Source organism: Tepidimicrobium xylanilyticum, from assembly GCF_900106765.1.
GTDB lineage: Bacteria > Bacillota > Clostridia > Tissierellales > Tepidimicrobiaceae > Tepidimicrobium > Tepidimicrobium xylanilyticum.
In genome coordinates this window covers 74898-92795 of the sequence record NZ_FNNG01000009.1, presented here as the reverse complement: position 1 = coordinate 92795, position 17898 = coordinate 74898, and the positions used below count along the sequence as shown (strand labels likewise).

Annotated in this window: 14 protein-coding genes; 2 read left to right on the top strand and 12 right to left on the bottom strand. The window is 31.3% G+C overall.

Going from position 1 to position 17898, the window contains the following annotated elements; genetic code table 11:
* Positions 1-59 precede the first annotated feature (59 nt).
* From BLV68_RS10320 to BLV68_RS10305, 4 genes are all read right to left on the bottom strand, one after another.
* Positions 60-1223: a glycosyltransferase family 4 protein gene (locus BLV68_RS10320; protein ID WP_093753519.1), complete on the bottom strand. Its 1164-nt coding sequence runs from the start codon at positions 1221-1223 to the stop codon at positions 60-62.
* 245 nt (positions 1224-1468) lie between these two features.
* Positions 1469-2893: a HAMP domain-containing sensor histidine kinase gene (locus BLV68_RS10315; protein WP_093753517.1), complete on the bottom strand. Its 1425-nt coding sequence runs from the start codon at positions 2891-2893 to the stop codon at positions 1469-1471.
* 3 nt (positions 2894-2896) lie between these two features.
* Complete coding sequence (locus BLV68_RS10310; RefSeq protein ID WP_093753515.1) at positions 2897-3577, bottom strand: response regulator transcription factor; 681 nt, start codon at positions 3575-3577, stop codon at positions 2897-2899.
* Positions 3578-3591: 14 nt separating this feature from the next.
* Positions 3592-4458, bottom strand: a complete 867-nt coding sequence (locus tag BLV68_RS10305; RefSeq protein ID WP_093753513.1) for a TraX family protein — start codon at positions 4456-4458, stop codon at positions 3592-3594.
* Between the two features lie 523 nt (positions 4459-4981).
* Here BLV68_RS10305 and BLV68_RS10300 point away from each other — a divergent pair.
* Positions 4982-7033 (top strand): methyl-accepting chemotaxis protein, encoded by a 2052-nt coding sequence (locus BLV68_RS10300; RefSeq protein WP_159428678.1) that lies wholly within the window; start codon positions 4982-4984, stop codon positions 7031-7033.
* Between the two features lie 127 nt (positions 7034-7160).
* On the opposite strand, the gene BLV68_RS16200 is transcribed toward BLV68_RS10300, so the two are convergent.
* The 5 genes from BLV68_RS16200 to BLV68_RS10275 form a co-directional block, all read right to left on the bottom strand.
* Positions 7161-9170 carry an ABC transporter ATP-binding protein gene (locus BLV68_RS16200; protein WP_093753509.1) on the bottom strand — a complete coding sequence of 670 codons (2010 nt, stop codon included), beginning with the start codon at positions 9168-9170 and terminating at the stop codon, positions 7161-7163.
* 15 nt (positions 9171-9185) lie between these two features.
* A complete protein-coding gene (locus BLV68_RS10290; protein WP_093753507.1) occupies positions 9186-10295 on the bottom strand; it encodes an ABC transporter permease in 1110 nt (369 codons plus the stop codon).
* The gene (locus BLV68_RS10285; RefSeq protein WP_093753505.1) at positions 10295-11242 is read right to left on the bottom strand and encodes an ABC transporter permease; all 948 of its coding nucleotides are present in this window, start codon (positions 11240-11242) and stop codon (positions 10295-10297) included. Before BLV68_RS10285 ends, BLV68_RS10290 begins: the two co-directional genes overlap by 1 nt.
* Before the next feature lie 86 nt (positions 11243-11328).
* Positions 11329-13092: a peptide ABC transporter substrate-binding protein gene (locus BLV68_RS10280; protein ID WP_093753503.1), complete on the bottom strand. Its 1764-nt coding sequence runs from the start codon at positions 13090-13092 to the stop codon at positions 11329-11331.
* A gap of 844 nt (positions 13093-13936) precedes the next feature.
* A complete protein-coding gene (locus tag BLV68_RS10275; RefSeq protein ID WP_093753500.1) occupies positions 13937-14155 on the bottom strand; it encodes a helix-turn-helix domain-containing protein in 219 nt (72 codons plus the stop codon).
* 246 nt (positions 14156-14401) lie between these two features.
* Here BLV68_RS10275 and BLV68_RS10270 point away from each other — a divergent pair, with 246 nt between their 5' ends.
* A complete protein-coding gene (locus BLV68_RS10270) occupies positions 14402-14806 on the top strand; it encodes a helix-turn-helix domain-containing protein (RefSeq protein WP_159428677.1) in 405 nt (134 codons plus the stop codon).
* Between the two features lie 398 nt (positions 14807-15204).
* On the opposite strand, the gene BLV68_RS10265 is transcribed toward BLV68_RS10270, so the two are convergent.
* The 3 genes from BLV68_RS10265 to BLV68_RS15830 form a co-directional block, all read right to left on the bottom strand.
* Positions 15205-16215 carry a D-alanine--D-alanine ligase family protein gene (locus BLV68_RS10265; protein ID WP_093753496.1) on the bottom strand — a complete coding sequence of 337 codons (1011 nt, stop codon included), beginning with the start codon at positions 16213-16215 and terminating at the stop codon, positions 15205-15207.
* A gap of 277 nt (positions 16216-16492) precedes the next feature.
* Positions 16493-16774 carry a hypothetical protein gene (locus tag BLV68_RS15835; protein ID WP_200773753.1) on the bottom strand — a complete coding sequence of 94 codons (282 nt, stop codon included), beginning with the start codon at positions 16772-16774 and terminating at the stop codon, positions 16493-16495.
* A 138-nt stretch (positions 16775-16912) separates the two neighbouring features.
* Positions 16913-17848: a hypothetical protein gene (locus BLV68_RS15830; protein WP_200773752.1), complete on the bottom strand. Its 936-nt coding sequence runs from the start codon at positions 17846-17848 to the stop codon at positions 16913-16915.
* Positions 17849-17898 lie beyond the last annotated feature (50 nt).

Sequence of the window (17898 nt, the reverse complement as noted above, 5' to 3'; positions counted from 1 at the left end):
CTAATAAAAGTTAGTTCTCAAGCACCTTCAATTTATTTTAGATCTAAGTAATTGTAATCTCATTGTGCCATCTCATAATTTAGACCCATTGCATGCTTATAAACATATTCAACTTTTTTTGCAAAGGCTTCAGAAGAAAAGTCAGACCATGCCCCTCGTCTAGCATTTTCCTTTAATAAAACATGTCTCTCACTATCAAGAATATATTCTAATTTTTGACTAAAATCTTCAAAGGAATCGTATTGCCATCCATTTATTCCATCCTTAATTACACCTTTTAAGCAAGGATCCCTTTTACATAAAGCAGGAACTCCACTTGCTAACGATTCAATATATGTTAGGCCTTGAGTTTCACTATTTGATGCACTGACAAATACATCACTCAGTTGATAATACTTAGGAACCTCTTCTGGCAAAACCATTCCAGTAAATAAAATCTTTTCCCTAATACCTAGCTTGTTTACATAATTCTCCAAAGCCTTTCTATTTGGTCCATCACCAACTATTAGCAATACAATATTTTTATCCTTTAATTTTGAAACAAAGAACAATATTTCTTCAATGTTCTTTTCTTTAGCAAGTCTACCAACTGTTATGAGAACTTTATAATTACCTGAAATACCTATTTGTTCCTTTATTTTTTGCTTCTCATCTTCTCCAAAATTTAGATTAAATCTATTTAAATCTATGCCAGTAGGTACAACATATATGTCTTTATTTATACCATATCCAGCTAATAGAGATTTAACCTTTTCTGTTGGCGCAATAACAGAGTTAACATTCTCCAATATCTTTCTGGTAAATATGGCTACAATCTTTCTGCCTAATTTCTTGTTAGGTGAAAAATAATGAGTATAGTCCTCATATACTGTATGATAGGTATGGACTATTGGTATGTGTAACCTATTGGCAATATTTCTTGCCATTCGGAATGTACTTAATTCACATTGTGAATGTATAATATCGGGACTCCAATTTATTATCTCTTCAATATATTTATTATCAAAGGTTAAGGCAAACCTCGCCCCAGGATATATTTTTCCTGCATTTTTTGAACCAATATAAGTCACATTCTTTTCTTTATAGGATATATTATTTTGGGACAAAGTTAGAATCCTAACCTCATGTCCTAACTTTTCTAACTCCTTACTTAAATTGATTACTGACGTAACTACGCCATTGATAGTTGGAATATATAAATCTGTTGTAATCAGTACCTTCATAAACAACTCCCCACTTATATCAACTTTTATATCTCCTGTTTTATATTTCCTGCTTCCAGTATATAAAAATTCCTCTCTACAAAACTTAATATATTATACTATAAAAATATATATTTAAGCAGGCTTTTATTGCTATATTTTTTAAATAGAGCTTGTACGACAAATCAATAATAAGCTCACCTGTCCTTATACTACCAATAAACCTTAAAGTCCAAATTAACGCAAAGTTAAGATTCTATAAACCGTCATATGGCCATTGGCTTTATATTAAACCTAATAACTGCTCCTTTTGGAGTATTATTTTCTGCTTCAATACTTCCACCATGTTTTTCCACAATCGTTTTAGCAATATACATGCCTAAACCAGAATGCCCTGATGAAAAGGAGCGAGACTTATCTCCTTTATAAAACTTATTAAATATATTTTTCAAGTCTTCATTGGAAAATCCTTTACCTGTATCTATAACCTTAAATTCTATTTCTTCCTCCTTGCACAAGGCATTTACTTTTATAAATCCTCCTTTTTCTGTATATCTGATACTATTAGATATACAGTTATCTAAAACCTGTTCTAAAGACTTAATATCAAACTTAGCAGTTATATTTTTTATTCTAAAATCTTCAATCTCTATTTTGAAATCAATGCCCCTATTTTCGCATAAAATTTTGTAGTCCTTTTCCTTAGAGTTTAAAAAATCAATAATATTTACTTCCACAGGATTTAAAGTAAAATCTGGATTTTCTACGTCGGATAATGTATTTAAATCCACCAATAAGATTAAGGCCCTTTCATTATTTCTTTTTATAACCTCTAAATAATCCTTAATCTTTTCTTCTTTCACTGTACCATCTAACATTGCTTCAACATATGTATTGACAATGGTTAGAGGTGTCTTTAAATCATGGGCAATGTTAGCAATATTTTCCCTCCTCTTCTCTTCTAACTTCCACTGTCTTATGAGGGATTCTTTTAAGTTTTTTCTCATATCTTCAAAGGCAGCTATTAGTTTCGTAAACTCATTTTTTTGATTGTACTCAATTGTAAAGTCTAAATTTTGATTTTTAATCATTTCTGAAGCACCCAACAGTAGCCTAACTGGCTCATTGATTTCCTTGGTCAATTTTTTTGCATATATTAGGGTGAACATAATTATAAATATGAATGGTGATAACATCATCATATTAGATAATAAAAATAAAAAATGGTTTTCTGTTTTCTGCATGCTCTTTAAGGTATAAATAAAGACCGTTGCTCCTTTAATATTGTTATCCTTATTCAATATTGGGGTTATTCTAGCATAGAGGCCCCTTCCTAATCTTATATTGGAATTCAAATTGTTCATTAGATTCTTTTTACCTTTAATTATTTCCTCATTATAAGTTCCATATATGATTTTACCATTTTCATCTAATACCTGATAGAGTATACCTCCTCTGGGAACTGTTTCCTCCAATACTGATTGAAAGTTTTTATTTAAAACATCGTCATGTTTAGTACTTATAGCTTCTATTATATCTACCACTTCTCTTTCATAGTAATTAGCAGGAAATCTTATGTAATCAAAAGTCAAACTCCATATTATAAAAGTTAGTATTGAAAAAATAAGGCTTAAAGCTAATATCTTTATAAAAGCTATTATGAACTTGCTTTTAAAGCTTCTTTCCTTCATAGCTTAGGCCTCCCACCTATAACCTAATCCCCAAACAGTTTCTATATACTTATTCTCTTTATCCTGGGAACTTATCTTTGATCTTATATTCTTTATATGCTCTGTAACTGTAGAAGTATCTCCCAGTCCATCATACCCCCATATCTTTTCATATATCTGGTCCTTTGAAAATACCTGCCCAGGATGTAAGGCCAGTAGTTCCACTATTTCAAATTCCCTTTTAGTTAAATTTATATTTTTGTTGTTTACTCGAACTATAAATCCTTTTAAGTCAATATCCATTTTCTTAAAAGTTAAAGCATTGGGAATTACCTTATTTATCCTTCTCTTTTCACGTCTCAAGTGTGCTTTAACTCTAGAGACTAACTCTTTTAAACTAAAAGGCTTAGTTATATAATCATCACCACCAATGGCAAGACCTTTTATCTTGTCCCCTTCGCTGTCCCTTGCAGACAAGAAAAGGATAGGACAATCTACACTATCCCTAATAAGACTACATAGGTTATACCCATCTATATCTGGCATCATAATATCCAGAATAATAAGATCTGGATCCTTCCTCGACAATTCAATGCCATCAAAACCATTATTGGCAGTAAGTACCTTATATCCATTAGATTCCAGTGCATCTTTGATTATCATAGTTAAGTCCGTTTCATCATCAATTACGAGTATAGTCTCCACTTAAATCACCCTTGCTAATGCATGATATTATATAGTAATATGGATAATCCATAAAGTATATAGATATGGGCAGGGTAGAAGGCATAGAATAGTTTCTTCATAGCCCTTCCCTTTTCACCGTTGTATAGACACATAAATATTATAGCAAAAACTCCCATCCATTCATAGTAATGAATGAACATCATCTTTAAACTAATAGGTCTTAAATACATTAATGGTATTCCTACCATCCAAGCCAAAATAAATAAAGCATATAATGTACATTGGAGTTTTCTATTGCCTCTAAATATATACATAATTAAACCAGAGATTATTAAGAACAAACCACCTTCAACCCACATAGGTGATGGCAAAACCGTATAGATCAAAAACAGCATAAAAGGCTGCAAAGTGCTTGGCATTAAGAGCATAAAATATGGTGGAATAAATAATACTATTAGCAGTAACAGTCCCCTCAATATCTTCTTTTCTTTTAAATAGTCTATTCCTCTAAACATAACAATCAATACAGCAAAAGTTGATAATATCCCATTCATAGGGAAGAAACCATCTCCCCTTTGCAACCTTGGTATAAGCTCAAAGAAGTATCTCAAAACTCCCATTGCTACTGATAAAAAGTATATTCTTGAAAAATATTTCTTTTTGTTAGAAGTATGACTATAGCCTTCTACCATAGTAAATAGAAATAATCCACCGGCTAATCTCCCAATCCAAGAAAATACAAGCGGTACTTTCCCTGTAAACTCAAAAAAGTAATAAATATGGTCTAATAACATGAAAACAAGGGCAATTAACTTAATTTGAAAACCTGTAAGTCCTTTTTTTACTTCTTTTGAGTTTTCTAAAGACATCTCTATCTCTTTTTTGCATTCTAAATTCATCTCATTCCTTCCTCCTTTATTTATTCTGAAAACAATTTAGCATTTAATTATAAAGAATTTATAAAGTTTTTAAAAATAATAAATAAAATTTAATTAATTCAACTAACGATAATTATTTGACTTTTCTAAAATTTTAAACATAACTACCCATTGCAGTAATTGTCGAAATTTGTTTAGTTTGGTATAATAATAAATAGATATTTATGCAAAACTTCAATTGAGGCTTCAAACCATGTAAAATATCAAATTTTAATTAAGCAATTAATATCTGCTAAATATTTCTAAAAACAATAAAAAAGTGTAATTGATGAAAACAGATAGAATTATTACAAACTAATTGTCTAGTTCAAATAGGTACAGTATCTTTCTTATAATTTTACTTTCACCTATATGAACTTTAATACTCTATATGAATAAACAGGAAAATCCACACAATTAAAATGTAAAGTCTTAATAATATTTACATTATAGAGTTTTACAGCAAGCTAATAATCATTCCTTATATGGGGAGGGAGGTATGTATATGTTCAAATTCAAAAGTATAAGAACTGCGTTATTAAGTATTATTTTACCTTTAGCAATGTTAGGGATGATTGCTATATCAATAATAAGCTATTCATATTCGAAATCAATAATTAATAACGAAATTGCAGAAAAAATGAATTTTCAAATGCAATATATTACAGAAAATATTGAGAAAAGATTGCTAAAACACGAACAGTTAGCTTCATCCCTAGCAAAAGCTATTGAATCGTCTATTGCCACCGCTGATGAGACAACGTATGTTTCAATTATTCAAAAATTCGTAACTACTAATGAAGATACGTTTGGCTGTGGAATATGGTTCGAACCTTACAGATTCGATCCTGAACAAAAGTACTTTGGTCCTTATGCTTATAAAGATAATGGACAAGTATCATTAACTATGCAATATAGTAATGAGGAGTATGATTATTTTGGATATGATTGGTATATTAATGCTAAAAACACTGAAGAAGTTTCTACATGGACTGATCCATACTATGATGAGGGTTCAGATGTCACAATGATTTCCACTTGTATACCATTCTTTGATAGTTCTGGAAAAGTAGCAGGAGTAGTTTCAGCAGATATTGATTTAAATAGTATACAAAATTTAATTAATGAAACTAAAATTGGACAAAGTGGCTGGGCCTTTCTACTTAATGAAGATGGATTATATATCTCACATAAAGATCCGGATAAAATAATGAAAGATAATATTTTAAACGAATCTAATAAAAGTCTTGCAATGAATGGCAGAAAAATTCTGGAAACACAATACGGCAACTTGACCTACACAGATGAAGAAGGAGAATACATTCTATATTATTCACAAATACCACTAACAAAGTGGATTATTGGCCTTACAATATCACAAAATGAATTATACTCCCGACTAAACTCTTTATTAAAAAATACAGTTTTAATTCTTTTAGCCAGTTTGATAGTTGTTAGTACAGGTATTGTATTATATGCAAATAATTTAACTAAAAAAATAGTTAAATTAAAAAATAATGCAGAACTTCTTGCTAGCGGAGATTTAACCATAAATTCATACATTAATTCTCAGGATGAAATTGGAGTTCTCTCGAAAAGCTTCAATACTATGGTTGAAAACATAAAAAACCTATTAACAGACACAATGAAGGTTAGTAAGCAAATATCCACTGAATCTGACCATTTAGCTGCCACTTCAGAAGAAACTGCTGCTTCCTCTAATGAAATTTCCAAAACTATCGAAGAAATAGCTCGTGGGGCTGAAAATCAAGCTCACGACACAGAAGAAGCTTCTATTATTGTAGCTTCTCTAGATAAAAATTTTGAAAAATTAAAAGCTGATAGTAATTCAATGTACCAAGATGCAAATAAAGCAAATGATGCAAATAAAACTGGATATTTAGCAGTTGAAGATCTCATTAATAAAACTAATTTAAATAATGAGTCAATGCTAAAAATAGAGAATGCTATTCAGGAACTGAATACTAAGTCGAATAATATAAGCGTAATATTGGAAACCATATCTTCAATTGCAGAACAAACTAACTTGCTTGCTTTAAATGCATCTATAGAAGCAGCAAGAGCAGGCGATGCTGGTAAGGGATTTTCTGTAGTAGCAAACGAAATTAGAAAGCTTGCTGAAGAATCTAAAAATGCAGCCAATAAGATAGAAGAAATAGTGGAAATGCTACAGATTGAAAGTAATAATACCGTTAACATAATGGGTGAAGTCATAACAGTATCACAAGAACAAGCTAATGCAGTTTCAAACGTTAAATTAGCATTTGATAAAATTTATGAATCTATTGAAAATATTTCTACTAAAATAAAAAGTGTAAGCAATTCTATAGACATTTTAAATGATGACAAAAATAAAATAGTTATGTCTATTGAAAACATTGCAGCAATCTCTCAAGAAACAGCCGCAGCCTCTGAACAAGTAACAGCTTCTATGGAACAACAATCATTTGCATCCGAGGAAGTTGCAAAAAGTGCTGAAAAATTAAATGAACTTTCAATTGAATTAAACAAGCAAATGCATAAGTTTAAGGTGTAAATATTCAATTTGTAAAAATCAATAATGCTAGCTAAAACTGTTGCCACGTAATGCTAAAAGATAAGCTGTCTTAAATATTTAAGACAGCTTATCTTTCAAAAATTTTGATGCGTTATAATATTGACAATTAAGAATAAATCTCTAAACTTTTTGTATATTCTTTAATTTCAGATGCCGAACCATATACAAAATGTCCTTGTTTTACTTCTACCATTTTAGGTTCTTCTTCACTATAATCATGTATTGATGGATCATAATGAATATGTTTTCTAGTTCTTTCATAATCGGGATTGGGAATAGGAATAGCCGATAATAATGATTTAGTATATGGATGTAAAGGATTTCGGTATAGCTCATCTGCATCAGCTATTTCTACCAATTTACCATTATACATAACTCCTATCCTATCAGAAAAATACTTAACTACCGAAAGATCATGGGCTATAAACAATAAAGTAAGATCAAATTCATTTTTTAGTTCATTCAACAAATTGAGAACTTGAGCTTGTATAGAAACATCTAAGGCTGATATTGGTTCATCTGCAATTACCAATTTTGGATTCACTATTAAAGCTCTAGCAATGCCTATTCTTTGCCTCTGCCCCCCGGAAAACTCATGAGGATAACGATTTGCATGTTCCTTACTTAAGCCAACAATTTCAAGCATTTTATAAACCCTTTCCATTATTTCATCTTCATGGTATAATTTGCTTATTTTTAAGCCTTCTCCGATTATTTCTTTAACCGTCATTCTAGGATTTAAAGATGCTATTGGGTCCTGGAATATCATTGAGATTTCCCTAGTAAACTTCCTAGATCCTTTATGTTTTTGCCCTCTTGATATAAGCTCACCATTAAAATATATTTCACCTTCTGTAGGCTCATATAATCCAATTATTGACCTTCCCGTTGTAGTTTTGCCACACCCCGATTCTCCAACCAGCCCAAATATTTCACCTTTATATATATCAAAACTAATATCGTCAACAGCTTTTACAACTAATTTTCTTCTACCAAACCCAGAGGTAAAATATTGTTTTAAATTTCTAACTTCTAATATTGGTTTCTGACTCTCTTCATTATTCTTTTCTTTCTCTTTGAATTTCCTTCTTTTTTCCAATGTTTTCTGCTTAAAAGTATCAAAATCAATAGTAGGTGCTTCTTCATGAAGCAACCATGTAGCCGCATAATGAGTATCCGATACCTTAAACATAGGAGGTTCTTCTTCTAAATCTATTCTCATAGCAAATCTATTTCTTGGAGCAAATGCATCCCCTTTTGGCGGATGGAGTAAATTTGGCGGTGCTCCAGGTATTGCATATAATTCAGTAGATGAATCCGTTTCTAAATCTGGCATTGCAGAAAGTAAAGCCATAGTATAAGGATGTCTAGGATCCTTAAATATTTCATCTACAGTACCATACTCAATAATTTTCCCTGCATACATGACAGCAACTCTATCTGCCATATTAGCTACTACTCCTAAATCATGTGTAATAAATATTACCGATAGATTACGTTCTTTTTGTATTTCCTTTATTAATTCAAGAATTTTTGCCTGTACTGTAACATCCAGTGCTGTAGTAGGCTCATCACATATCAATATTTCTGGATCACAAGCAAGAGCTGTAGCTATTACAATCCGCTGCCTCATTCCCCCTGAAAACTGAAATGGATATTGATTATATCTTCTTTCAACGTTATCTATTCCCACTGCCTCCATTAGCCTTAATGCTTTCTTCTTTGCTTCAGCCGCAGGTACTTTTTGCTTTATCCTTAATGCTTCAGTAATCTGTCTTCCTATCTTCATAACTGGATCTAAAGATGACATTGGATCCTGAAATATCATCGCAATATCCGAACCTCTAATATCCGTCATTTCCCTATCGCTTAACTTTATTAAATCCCTTCCCTTGTAGATTATTTCCCCTTTATCTATATTAGCATTTTTGGGTAGCAAACCCATTATAGCTCTTGCAGTAACAGATTTACCCGAACCCGATTCGCCAACTATCGCTAAAGTTTCACCCTTGTTAAGACTGAAATTAACTCCTCTAGCCGCATGAACCTTTCCTGCATATGTATTAAAAGTTAAGTATAAATCTTTGACCTCTAATATACATTCTCCATTTTTCATCTTCGTCTTCGCCTCCTACTCTTGTCCTCTCAAAGTTGGGTCAAATGCATCTCTTAGACCATTCCCTAATAAATTAAATGAAATCATGAGAATTGAAATTAAAAATGCAGGAAATATGGTCAAATGTGGATGTTCTAGTAATACCTGTTGTCCTTCAGATAACAATACCCCTATAGATGGTTCCGGCGCTTGAAGCCCCAATCCTATATAAGCTAGAAATGATTCTGAAAATATGGCACTAGGTATTGCTAAAGCACTCATGGTTATAATAATTCCAACAGCGTTTGGCAATATGTGCCTAAAAATAAGAACCCTATCCGTTGCTCCCAAAGTCCTAGAAGCTAATACATACTCCATTCCCTTATATTTATAAAACTGAGCCCTTATCATTCGGCTCATGCCTATCCAGCCAGTAAGGCATAGAGCAATAGCAATGGGTATAATTCCTGGACCATAGTATAATACAAATAAAATTACAATAACCATCAATGGAATCCCGCCAATTACCTCTATAATTCTTTGCATTATTAAATCTACAACTCCACCATAATATCCCGATATAGCTCCATATATTACACCTACAACTATATTTACAGACATTGACAGTACAGCTATGATTAAAGATATTCTAGAACCTCTCCAAAGTCTTGTCCACTGATCTCTGCCTAAAGAATCCGTTCCAAACCAAAAATACTTATCTTTTACCCCTTTGTACTTATACATATCAACTTTTATAGTTGCCATATCTACATCCCTAACTTTATACTCTTCTACAATTTCCACCAATGAATCCTTATATTTTTCCTCTATACTTTCTTTCCTGACATTGATAGTTTTAACGCCATCAAAAATGCCTAATTTTTCAATGACCGGAATTCTAGCTGGCATTAAAGCAAGTTGAATATTTTGTTGTTTATAATCGTATTCATTGATCATGGGACCAAAAATGGACATTACTACTATAATCAATATAATTATAAATGCAGCTACCGATGCCCTGTTTTTCCTGAACCTAAGCATCGCATCTTTAAAAAAGCCTATGGCTTCTCCTTCAAATTTTTCATCCCTTAATACTTCAGCATCAAGATGGATAAACTCAAATTTATTTTCAGATTTAGTCTTCATTATTTTCTACCTCCTATACGAATACGAGGATCTATAATTCCGTAAGATAAATCTACAATTAAAATTGTCAATAACCCTACTAAGGAATACCAAAAAAGTACTCCCATAGCTACAGGGTAATCTTTTGCATTAATTGCTTCCACCATTACGCTGCCCATCCCGGGAATACTAAATATTTTTTCAATTACTAATGATCCTCCCATAATTCCTGTAAACATTGGTATTATAATATTAGCCAAAGGAATAAAAGAATTTCTCATGGCATGTCTTGTAGTAGCTTGTACTTGTGTTAAACCTTTAGATTTAGCTAAAAGCATATATTCAGAATTTAATGCTTCACACAATTCAGCCCTAGTATATCTTGCAATGCCTGCAATAGAACCAAAAGACAAAGCCAATATAGGTAAAACCATAGACACAAACTTACTCCATGTCAAAGTCTGTTCTGTTGTTACCACTATAGGAAACCATCCCAATTTAAATGCAATAAAATACTGTAGTAAAGATGCAAATACAAAGGATGGTATGGATATAAATGCTATTATCAATATAGATATAACATGGTCTGGAATCTTGTTTTTCTTAAGAGCAGCCCAAATCCCCAATATAATTCCAACGGGTATACTAAGTATTAGTGAAAATATATTTACTTGCATTGACACTGGTATCTTGGTTGCCAAGATTTTATTTACATTTACTTTAGGTTGTAAAGCTATGGATATTCCAAAATCCAATCGCACAAAATCCTTTAAAAAATAACCATATTGAACTATAAGTGGTTCATTTAAATGGTATTTATCTTCAATAGCTTTTTTAACTTCTTTCGGCATCCTTGGATCATTAATGAAACTTCCAGGCATAGAATGAAGTACAAAAAATGAAACGGAAACAATTACAAATAATGTTATAACCATCAAAACAAGTCTTTGAGCTATATATCTGGCCATTCTCCATGCTCCTTTCGATAACTATTATTTTGCAATCCAAGTATTTATAACGGCAAAAGCCGTTATAAATACTTGGTACTTGGCCTCTATTCTAATGGCGCAAAGTGGGATTGTAATGAAGCAAAGCCTACTCCAGGAAAATATTTTCCTTTTGTAATTAACTCTATTCTGTCATGGAACATATTAGCCGATTCTGGCTCATACATAGGCACAAAAGGTACTTCATCAAGCAAAATTTTCTCCATTTTTGCCAAAGCTTCTATTCTTTCCTGCTCTTTAAATATCAAATCGCCTTTTACAGTTCTCATATACAGTTCATCAAATTCATCACTTTTAAATTGATCTATTTTGCTTGTGAAGCCCTGAGTATACACTTCCATACTAGACCAAGGATTAAATACTCCTCCTGCCCATCCGCCAAATCCAAGATCATATTTCCCTTCTTCCATATTGTCATATGCATTATTCCAGGGTACTGCTCTTAATTGTATGTCTATCCTATCAGCTCCAAATAGGTTTTCATAATCTTGTTCTAATAGCTCTGCAACACGTTTCATATTTTCACTGTTATCAAAATATTGGATTTCAACTTCCATCTTCTTTCCATAGGCCTCATAAGCTTTATCAAAGTACTCTTTCGCCAATTCTAAATCGTATCCATCATTTTGTGGCAATACACTTTTTGCTGCTTCAGTTTCACGATAAGTCAACCCCTTTGATGGAACGGCAATTTTAAAACTAGAAACTACATATGGAGCAGGCTTAGCAGTTTTAAAAATGTCTTCTGCTATAGTTTTCCTATCCATTGCATAAAAGAGAGCTTTTCTAAAATTAACATCTCTTAAGAAGGGTTTATCTTCTGATGCCATATTGATGAACATGGACCAAACAGTTGTTGATTTTGAAAATACCAACCTTGGATCCTCTGCATATTTATCGTAGTTTGCTCCAGATAAAACGACTGTATCTATGTCATTATTTTCAAATAATTGAACCCTCGTATTCGCATCTTCTACAACCCTAGATTCAATTCTATCTACTGTATATATGTCTTTTATTGGTGAATACTCATTTTTTACATATACTTTAACTTGATCCCTTATCCACTCTTCAAGTTTATATGCACCAGAAGAAGGTGTGGTTTCCTTCGAAGTACCATAATTGGTTTCTGTTCTATCCTCATTCATTCCCGCTTCATATATCTTTTCTTGTACTGGAGAAGAGGCTCCACCACCCGTAAATGCCAAGTAGAAATCTATTTCAGGAGCTGGAAATTCCAACGTGATTTCAAGTGTATAATCATCTAACGCTTTTATTCCTACATCTTCCCATTCACATTCTCCATCCCAATATTTTTTAGCATTTACTACGACTATGTCTGCATCAAATACTTGAGGACCTCTGGAATTCTTAAGTTTAGGATCCAATAACATTTTGTATGAATATTCATAATCTCGTGCATTAAGAGGTGTACCATCCTCCCATTTCAAACCTTCTTTCAGCTTAAAAGTCCACACCGTCCCATCTTCATTTCTCGTAGGAAGATCCACCGCATGGTTACCAATAATTTTGTAATTTTCAGTCTCCTCATCATAAATCATTTCCAGTAAATTACCAAAAATTAAAGACATTGTATCAGATTCTGCAGTTGTTTGATAAATGTGAGGATTTAGGGTAACAGTTTTACCACCAGCTATCCTATATACTACAGGCTCATTTTCTTTTGCTTCATCTAATTCATCTGCCACCTCCTGGCTGCCAACTTCACTATCCACATCCTTGTTACCACAACCAGCCAAAGTTGAACAGAGTAATGTTGCAATTACCAATAATAATAAAAATCTCTTCATGAACAATACCTCCTATTTTAATTCTAAAAAATAATACTAAGTGCTTTAGACCTTTAGTAGAGAATCAAAAATTAAAGCAAATACTGATAAATATATTGGAAGGATCCAAAGCACAACATAGCTCTTGTCCTATAAAGTAAAAGGTAGATTATATTTAAATTAAAGAGCAAGAGCTATGCAGTATATATGGGGGAATATAATTAATGAGAATTCCAACCTCTGCAAACATAATTTTTTCTCAAAGCAAAATGTGTTTTACCCCATTACAATAAACTAGATTAAAATTAAACCTATCTCAAATTGACATTGGAAAAATTGTTAATGAACCAAAAACCATCAATTTGAAAAATACAAAAGGGCATAACTCCGATATTTTCTATGTCCTCTGCAATATAAGTTAAGAAAAGCCCGTAACACTAATATCTTTAGTAAAACACCTTTTAAATCTACTTTAGTAAGCTCATAAAAAGGTGTAAATTCAAAATATTTCGAACAGATATTGCATACTTTGAGATAAAGCCCGTCATCAATAATGGTACGAATCCTAATTTGAGAAATGGGAAATGAAAAGAGATACTAATTGTAATGTCATATAATAACTCAAATAGAAACTCCAAATATTATATGCCCAATAATGAATTCCCCTTAAATATGCTTGTTCTTACACTTTTTCCTTTAATAGAATATTTTAAAAAAATTGCAAGTTACTGGAAGGATTGGTGCAATAAAAAATTTGATTGATAGATATTTTATAAATTGTAATACTGCCTAGGTCTTAATTATACAAAGTCTAGATATTATTATGTAACCCTTTAAATAACGTTGATTAATTGAAATATTGCAATTATTTTTCGATTTGCTGTAAATTAAAAATATCTTCCAATGATATGTCTAAAACTTGAATCAGTTTTACAAGATTTTCATAAGAAGGTCTACTTCTATTAGTTTCTATATCACCAATAAACCCAGTAGAGATATTGGTAAGCTCCGCTAGCTCTCTAATAGTAATTCCTTTTTTGAGCCTATATTTCTTTATGATATGTCCAAATTCTATTTTTCCCATTTATACTCCCCCTTGTGAATTATTGTACGTATTTAGTTTACACACTGCAACAAACTTGTAGGTATATGTAGTACATTTTTTTAACTTTATCTATTTATTTCTTCTATTTACTCTTTTTTTCTTAGTGTTTTTGTAGACTATAAACGTACATATATTATATATTTCATTATGTATTATTTAAATACATATAGGGTATTATTATATATATGTACGTTAATACCGAAATTAGAAAAGGTGATTTTAAAAATGGATAGTTTGGGCACAAAAATTAGATTATTAAGAAAAAAAAATGGATATAGTTTACGACAATTTGGACAAATGTGCAATCTTTCTCATTCCTATATTAGCGATATTGAAAATGGTAGAACCAATCCATCTCTACAAACATTACAGATAATTGCAGAAAATTTAAATACAAGTATGTCATATTTACTGGGCGAATCTAGTAATCAATGCTTTGATAAAAAACAAGAAGATCAAAATGAAAAGTATTATACTATTCAAGATTATGAAATACTAACTATTCTAAATAAATATCCTAAGTTGAAGCAATATATTTATGAGTTAAAAAAAGCTCCTACCAGAAAAATTAATGTTTTTTTAGAGACTTGGAATTTTATTCAGTCTATATATGATAATATAGAAAAGTGAACTCCATTAACATATGTTAAATAACAATATTGAATCTTATAATTTAAAGATAAATTAATTAGATTAAAAATTTCTACAAAGACTATATTTTTTTATCAGAATAGCTTTTAGAACCTTTGCTATAGTAACTCAATGATTACTATACTTTTATAGGCTCATCTGGCAGATTTTCAAAACTCTCTATAGAGGTTTCTCAAAACACCATCCTAAAATTTATCCTTCTATACTACAAATAAGATATGAAGCAAACAAAGACTAAATAGTCTTACCCTAATGAAACTTCACGCTTTATCTATTTAACATAATAATGTATTCTATTGAAAAATATTTCAAACCATGATTAACATGCTCTCTAAAAAAAAATTCCAACAGTAGAAATTAAACTACTGTTGGAATAATTAGGAGGTTAATTTTTTTGAATCCTCATCTCTTAATCCATATCTTTCAATTGCGCTTTCTAAAATGATGCCTATGAACTTATCTGATGTCATTCCAGCAGCCTTTGCAGCATAGCCCATATACCCATGATGTACCTTCATATTTCCTTCCTCATCTTTTTGGGAGTCCATAGTAAGGCCTGCAAAGGTATTTATTTCTAGGAAATATGGTATACCATCTTTCCCCAGTATCATATCTATTCTAGAATAATCCTTAGCATTTAATATTTTATATACCTTCAAAGCTACATTTTTGATGCGTTTTTCCTCTTCTTTTCTGATATTGGCAGGACAATGTATGATCTCTTTATCATACATCTTATGCTCGAAGGTATTGGTTTTAGTAGAATTGTATTCTATCTCTACAATAGGCAATACTTTTGGATTTCTATAGCCTATGATTCCAACGGTTACTTCCCTACCCTCAATAAATTCTTCAATTAATGCCTTTTGCCCAATTTTATCTGTAATCTTTCTAACAACCTTAGGCAATTGCTCTGGCTCATATATGATATTTTCATCGCTAATCCCTGCACTTCCCCTTCCCTCTATGGGTTTTACAAAAAGAGGATAGTTTAAATCTATATCAGGAATATTGTCTGCATCATCTACAATGGTAAACTTTGGGGTAGGAAGTTTATTATAAGCTACAATTTCCTTCCTTTGAGCTTTATTCAAAGGTACAAGGTCTATTCCTGACCCTACATAAGGAATTCCAAAGGTTTCCAAAAAGGCAATTTCTTTCAAACTAGATGCATTAAATATAATATCAACTTTTTGCCTTTTTATATCTTCCAGCGTTTTTCTGGGGTCCTTTTTCCATTCTATAAGACAGACATCATAACCAGCAGATTTTAGGGCAGAATAGTGATGGTAAGCCTCCTCATAGGCATCATCGTAAATTTTATCGGGTGTAATTCTCCTTTGTTGTTCAACATTTCTGAATTTTCTCCAAAATACACCCACTTTCATCTATATCATCTCCTTATAAAATAATTCTTTGCACAATATAATATACCTTCGGAAAAAAGGTATATTATATATTAGTATTCAATTGTAATAATTTACAATTTTGCTTAACTTAGTGAATCACTAAAAAGAATATGGATTAGAAAACAACAAGACAAAAATATATTAAAAGACCATTGGATATGGCTTAAACAGGTTTTTCTAATATATATTATATCAAAATAAATATTATTGTAAAGGTTAGCCATTATCTATATATCACTCAATGGCTTCATTCACTTCAATTGGAAGAATCTAAATCCACTTTAAATTCCCTTTTCCATACCAATATATTTATTACAATTAATGTCAGCATATATATTAATAAACCATGTTTTATAGTAGCGACAATAAAATGGACTCCTATGAACACAAATAATATTATTAATAAAATTATGGATACTATAGCTTCTCCTTTACCTGCCTCTTCAAAGGGCATTGAAAAAGGCAACCGTTTAGTTAGGATTTTAAAGCATACTACCGTAAATAATAGTAGTACCAATAATAAAACTATTAAATCCATTAATATCTTCCCTTTAAAAAGAATCATAAATATAATGCTTACAAAGATATATATGGGAAGTACTAGGTTAACGATGGCAGCTTTCATCGTCCCCTTAAATATAGCGTCTGTTTTATTTAAAGGAATAACTTTATAAATCTAGGCTCCTTTATAATTGCCTGAAAAACCTATTGTACTTATAATCCTAGGAATCATAAAGCCTATAAAATATATGCTAAAATATACTTTAATAGGTGCTGTTCCCTCTAATCTCCATTCTTTTAAAGAAGTTAATAAAAATATGAATGGAAAGACTAGAGAAAACCCCAAAGAAGGATAAACCCTTAATTTAAAATTTCTTTCCTTTTTCATCATATTTGTAGCAGATCTGAAGAAAGCTGCCTCTTCTTTATTTCTACAAACCAGCCTTGATAGCAGGTAGTTAAAACCCTTGGTTTTAGATTTATAATTTTGGCTAGTTTCATTCAACTTTTGCAAATTATATTCAAAGGCAGAGGTAAACTTGTTATAGATAATCATCGATATTATTGGCACTAGGATAGATAAAGCTGTGAAAATTATTATGTAAGTTTCCCTATTCCCCTTTAACACTAACTCAAAAGGGCCACCAAACCAAACAGGTGGTATTATATAATGCCATACTTTATGGGTATATTCTATACCATAAAATTCACTAATATTGAACAATCTGCCTAATACTTGGTACCCTACAGACATGACTATAACCAATGCTATTTGAAAATAGTTGATTATATCCCTCAACTTTTCTCCATCGAAAAATTTCACAATTAATAAATATAATAATGCAGTAATTACTACTATGAAAATATCCATTAATATTATTCCAATAAAAAATACTATGAAGAACAATAAGCCCTGTCTGATCAATCCTGCTATAAGGCTTGGAGCTATAAATGCAATGGTCATGTAAAGCATATAAATCATTATATGTAATGTTTTAGCTGCACTCAATGTTTTACCAGTCACAGGCTTTGAAAGGATTATATCCTTGTCCTTTAAATCTAATAGTACCGATGAAAAATCCGATACTAAAGTAAGGGTCATCACGAACATTACCACTCCAAAAATTAAACCCATCTGGAATAGATAATTATCTCCAAGTA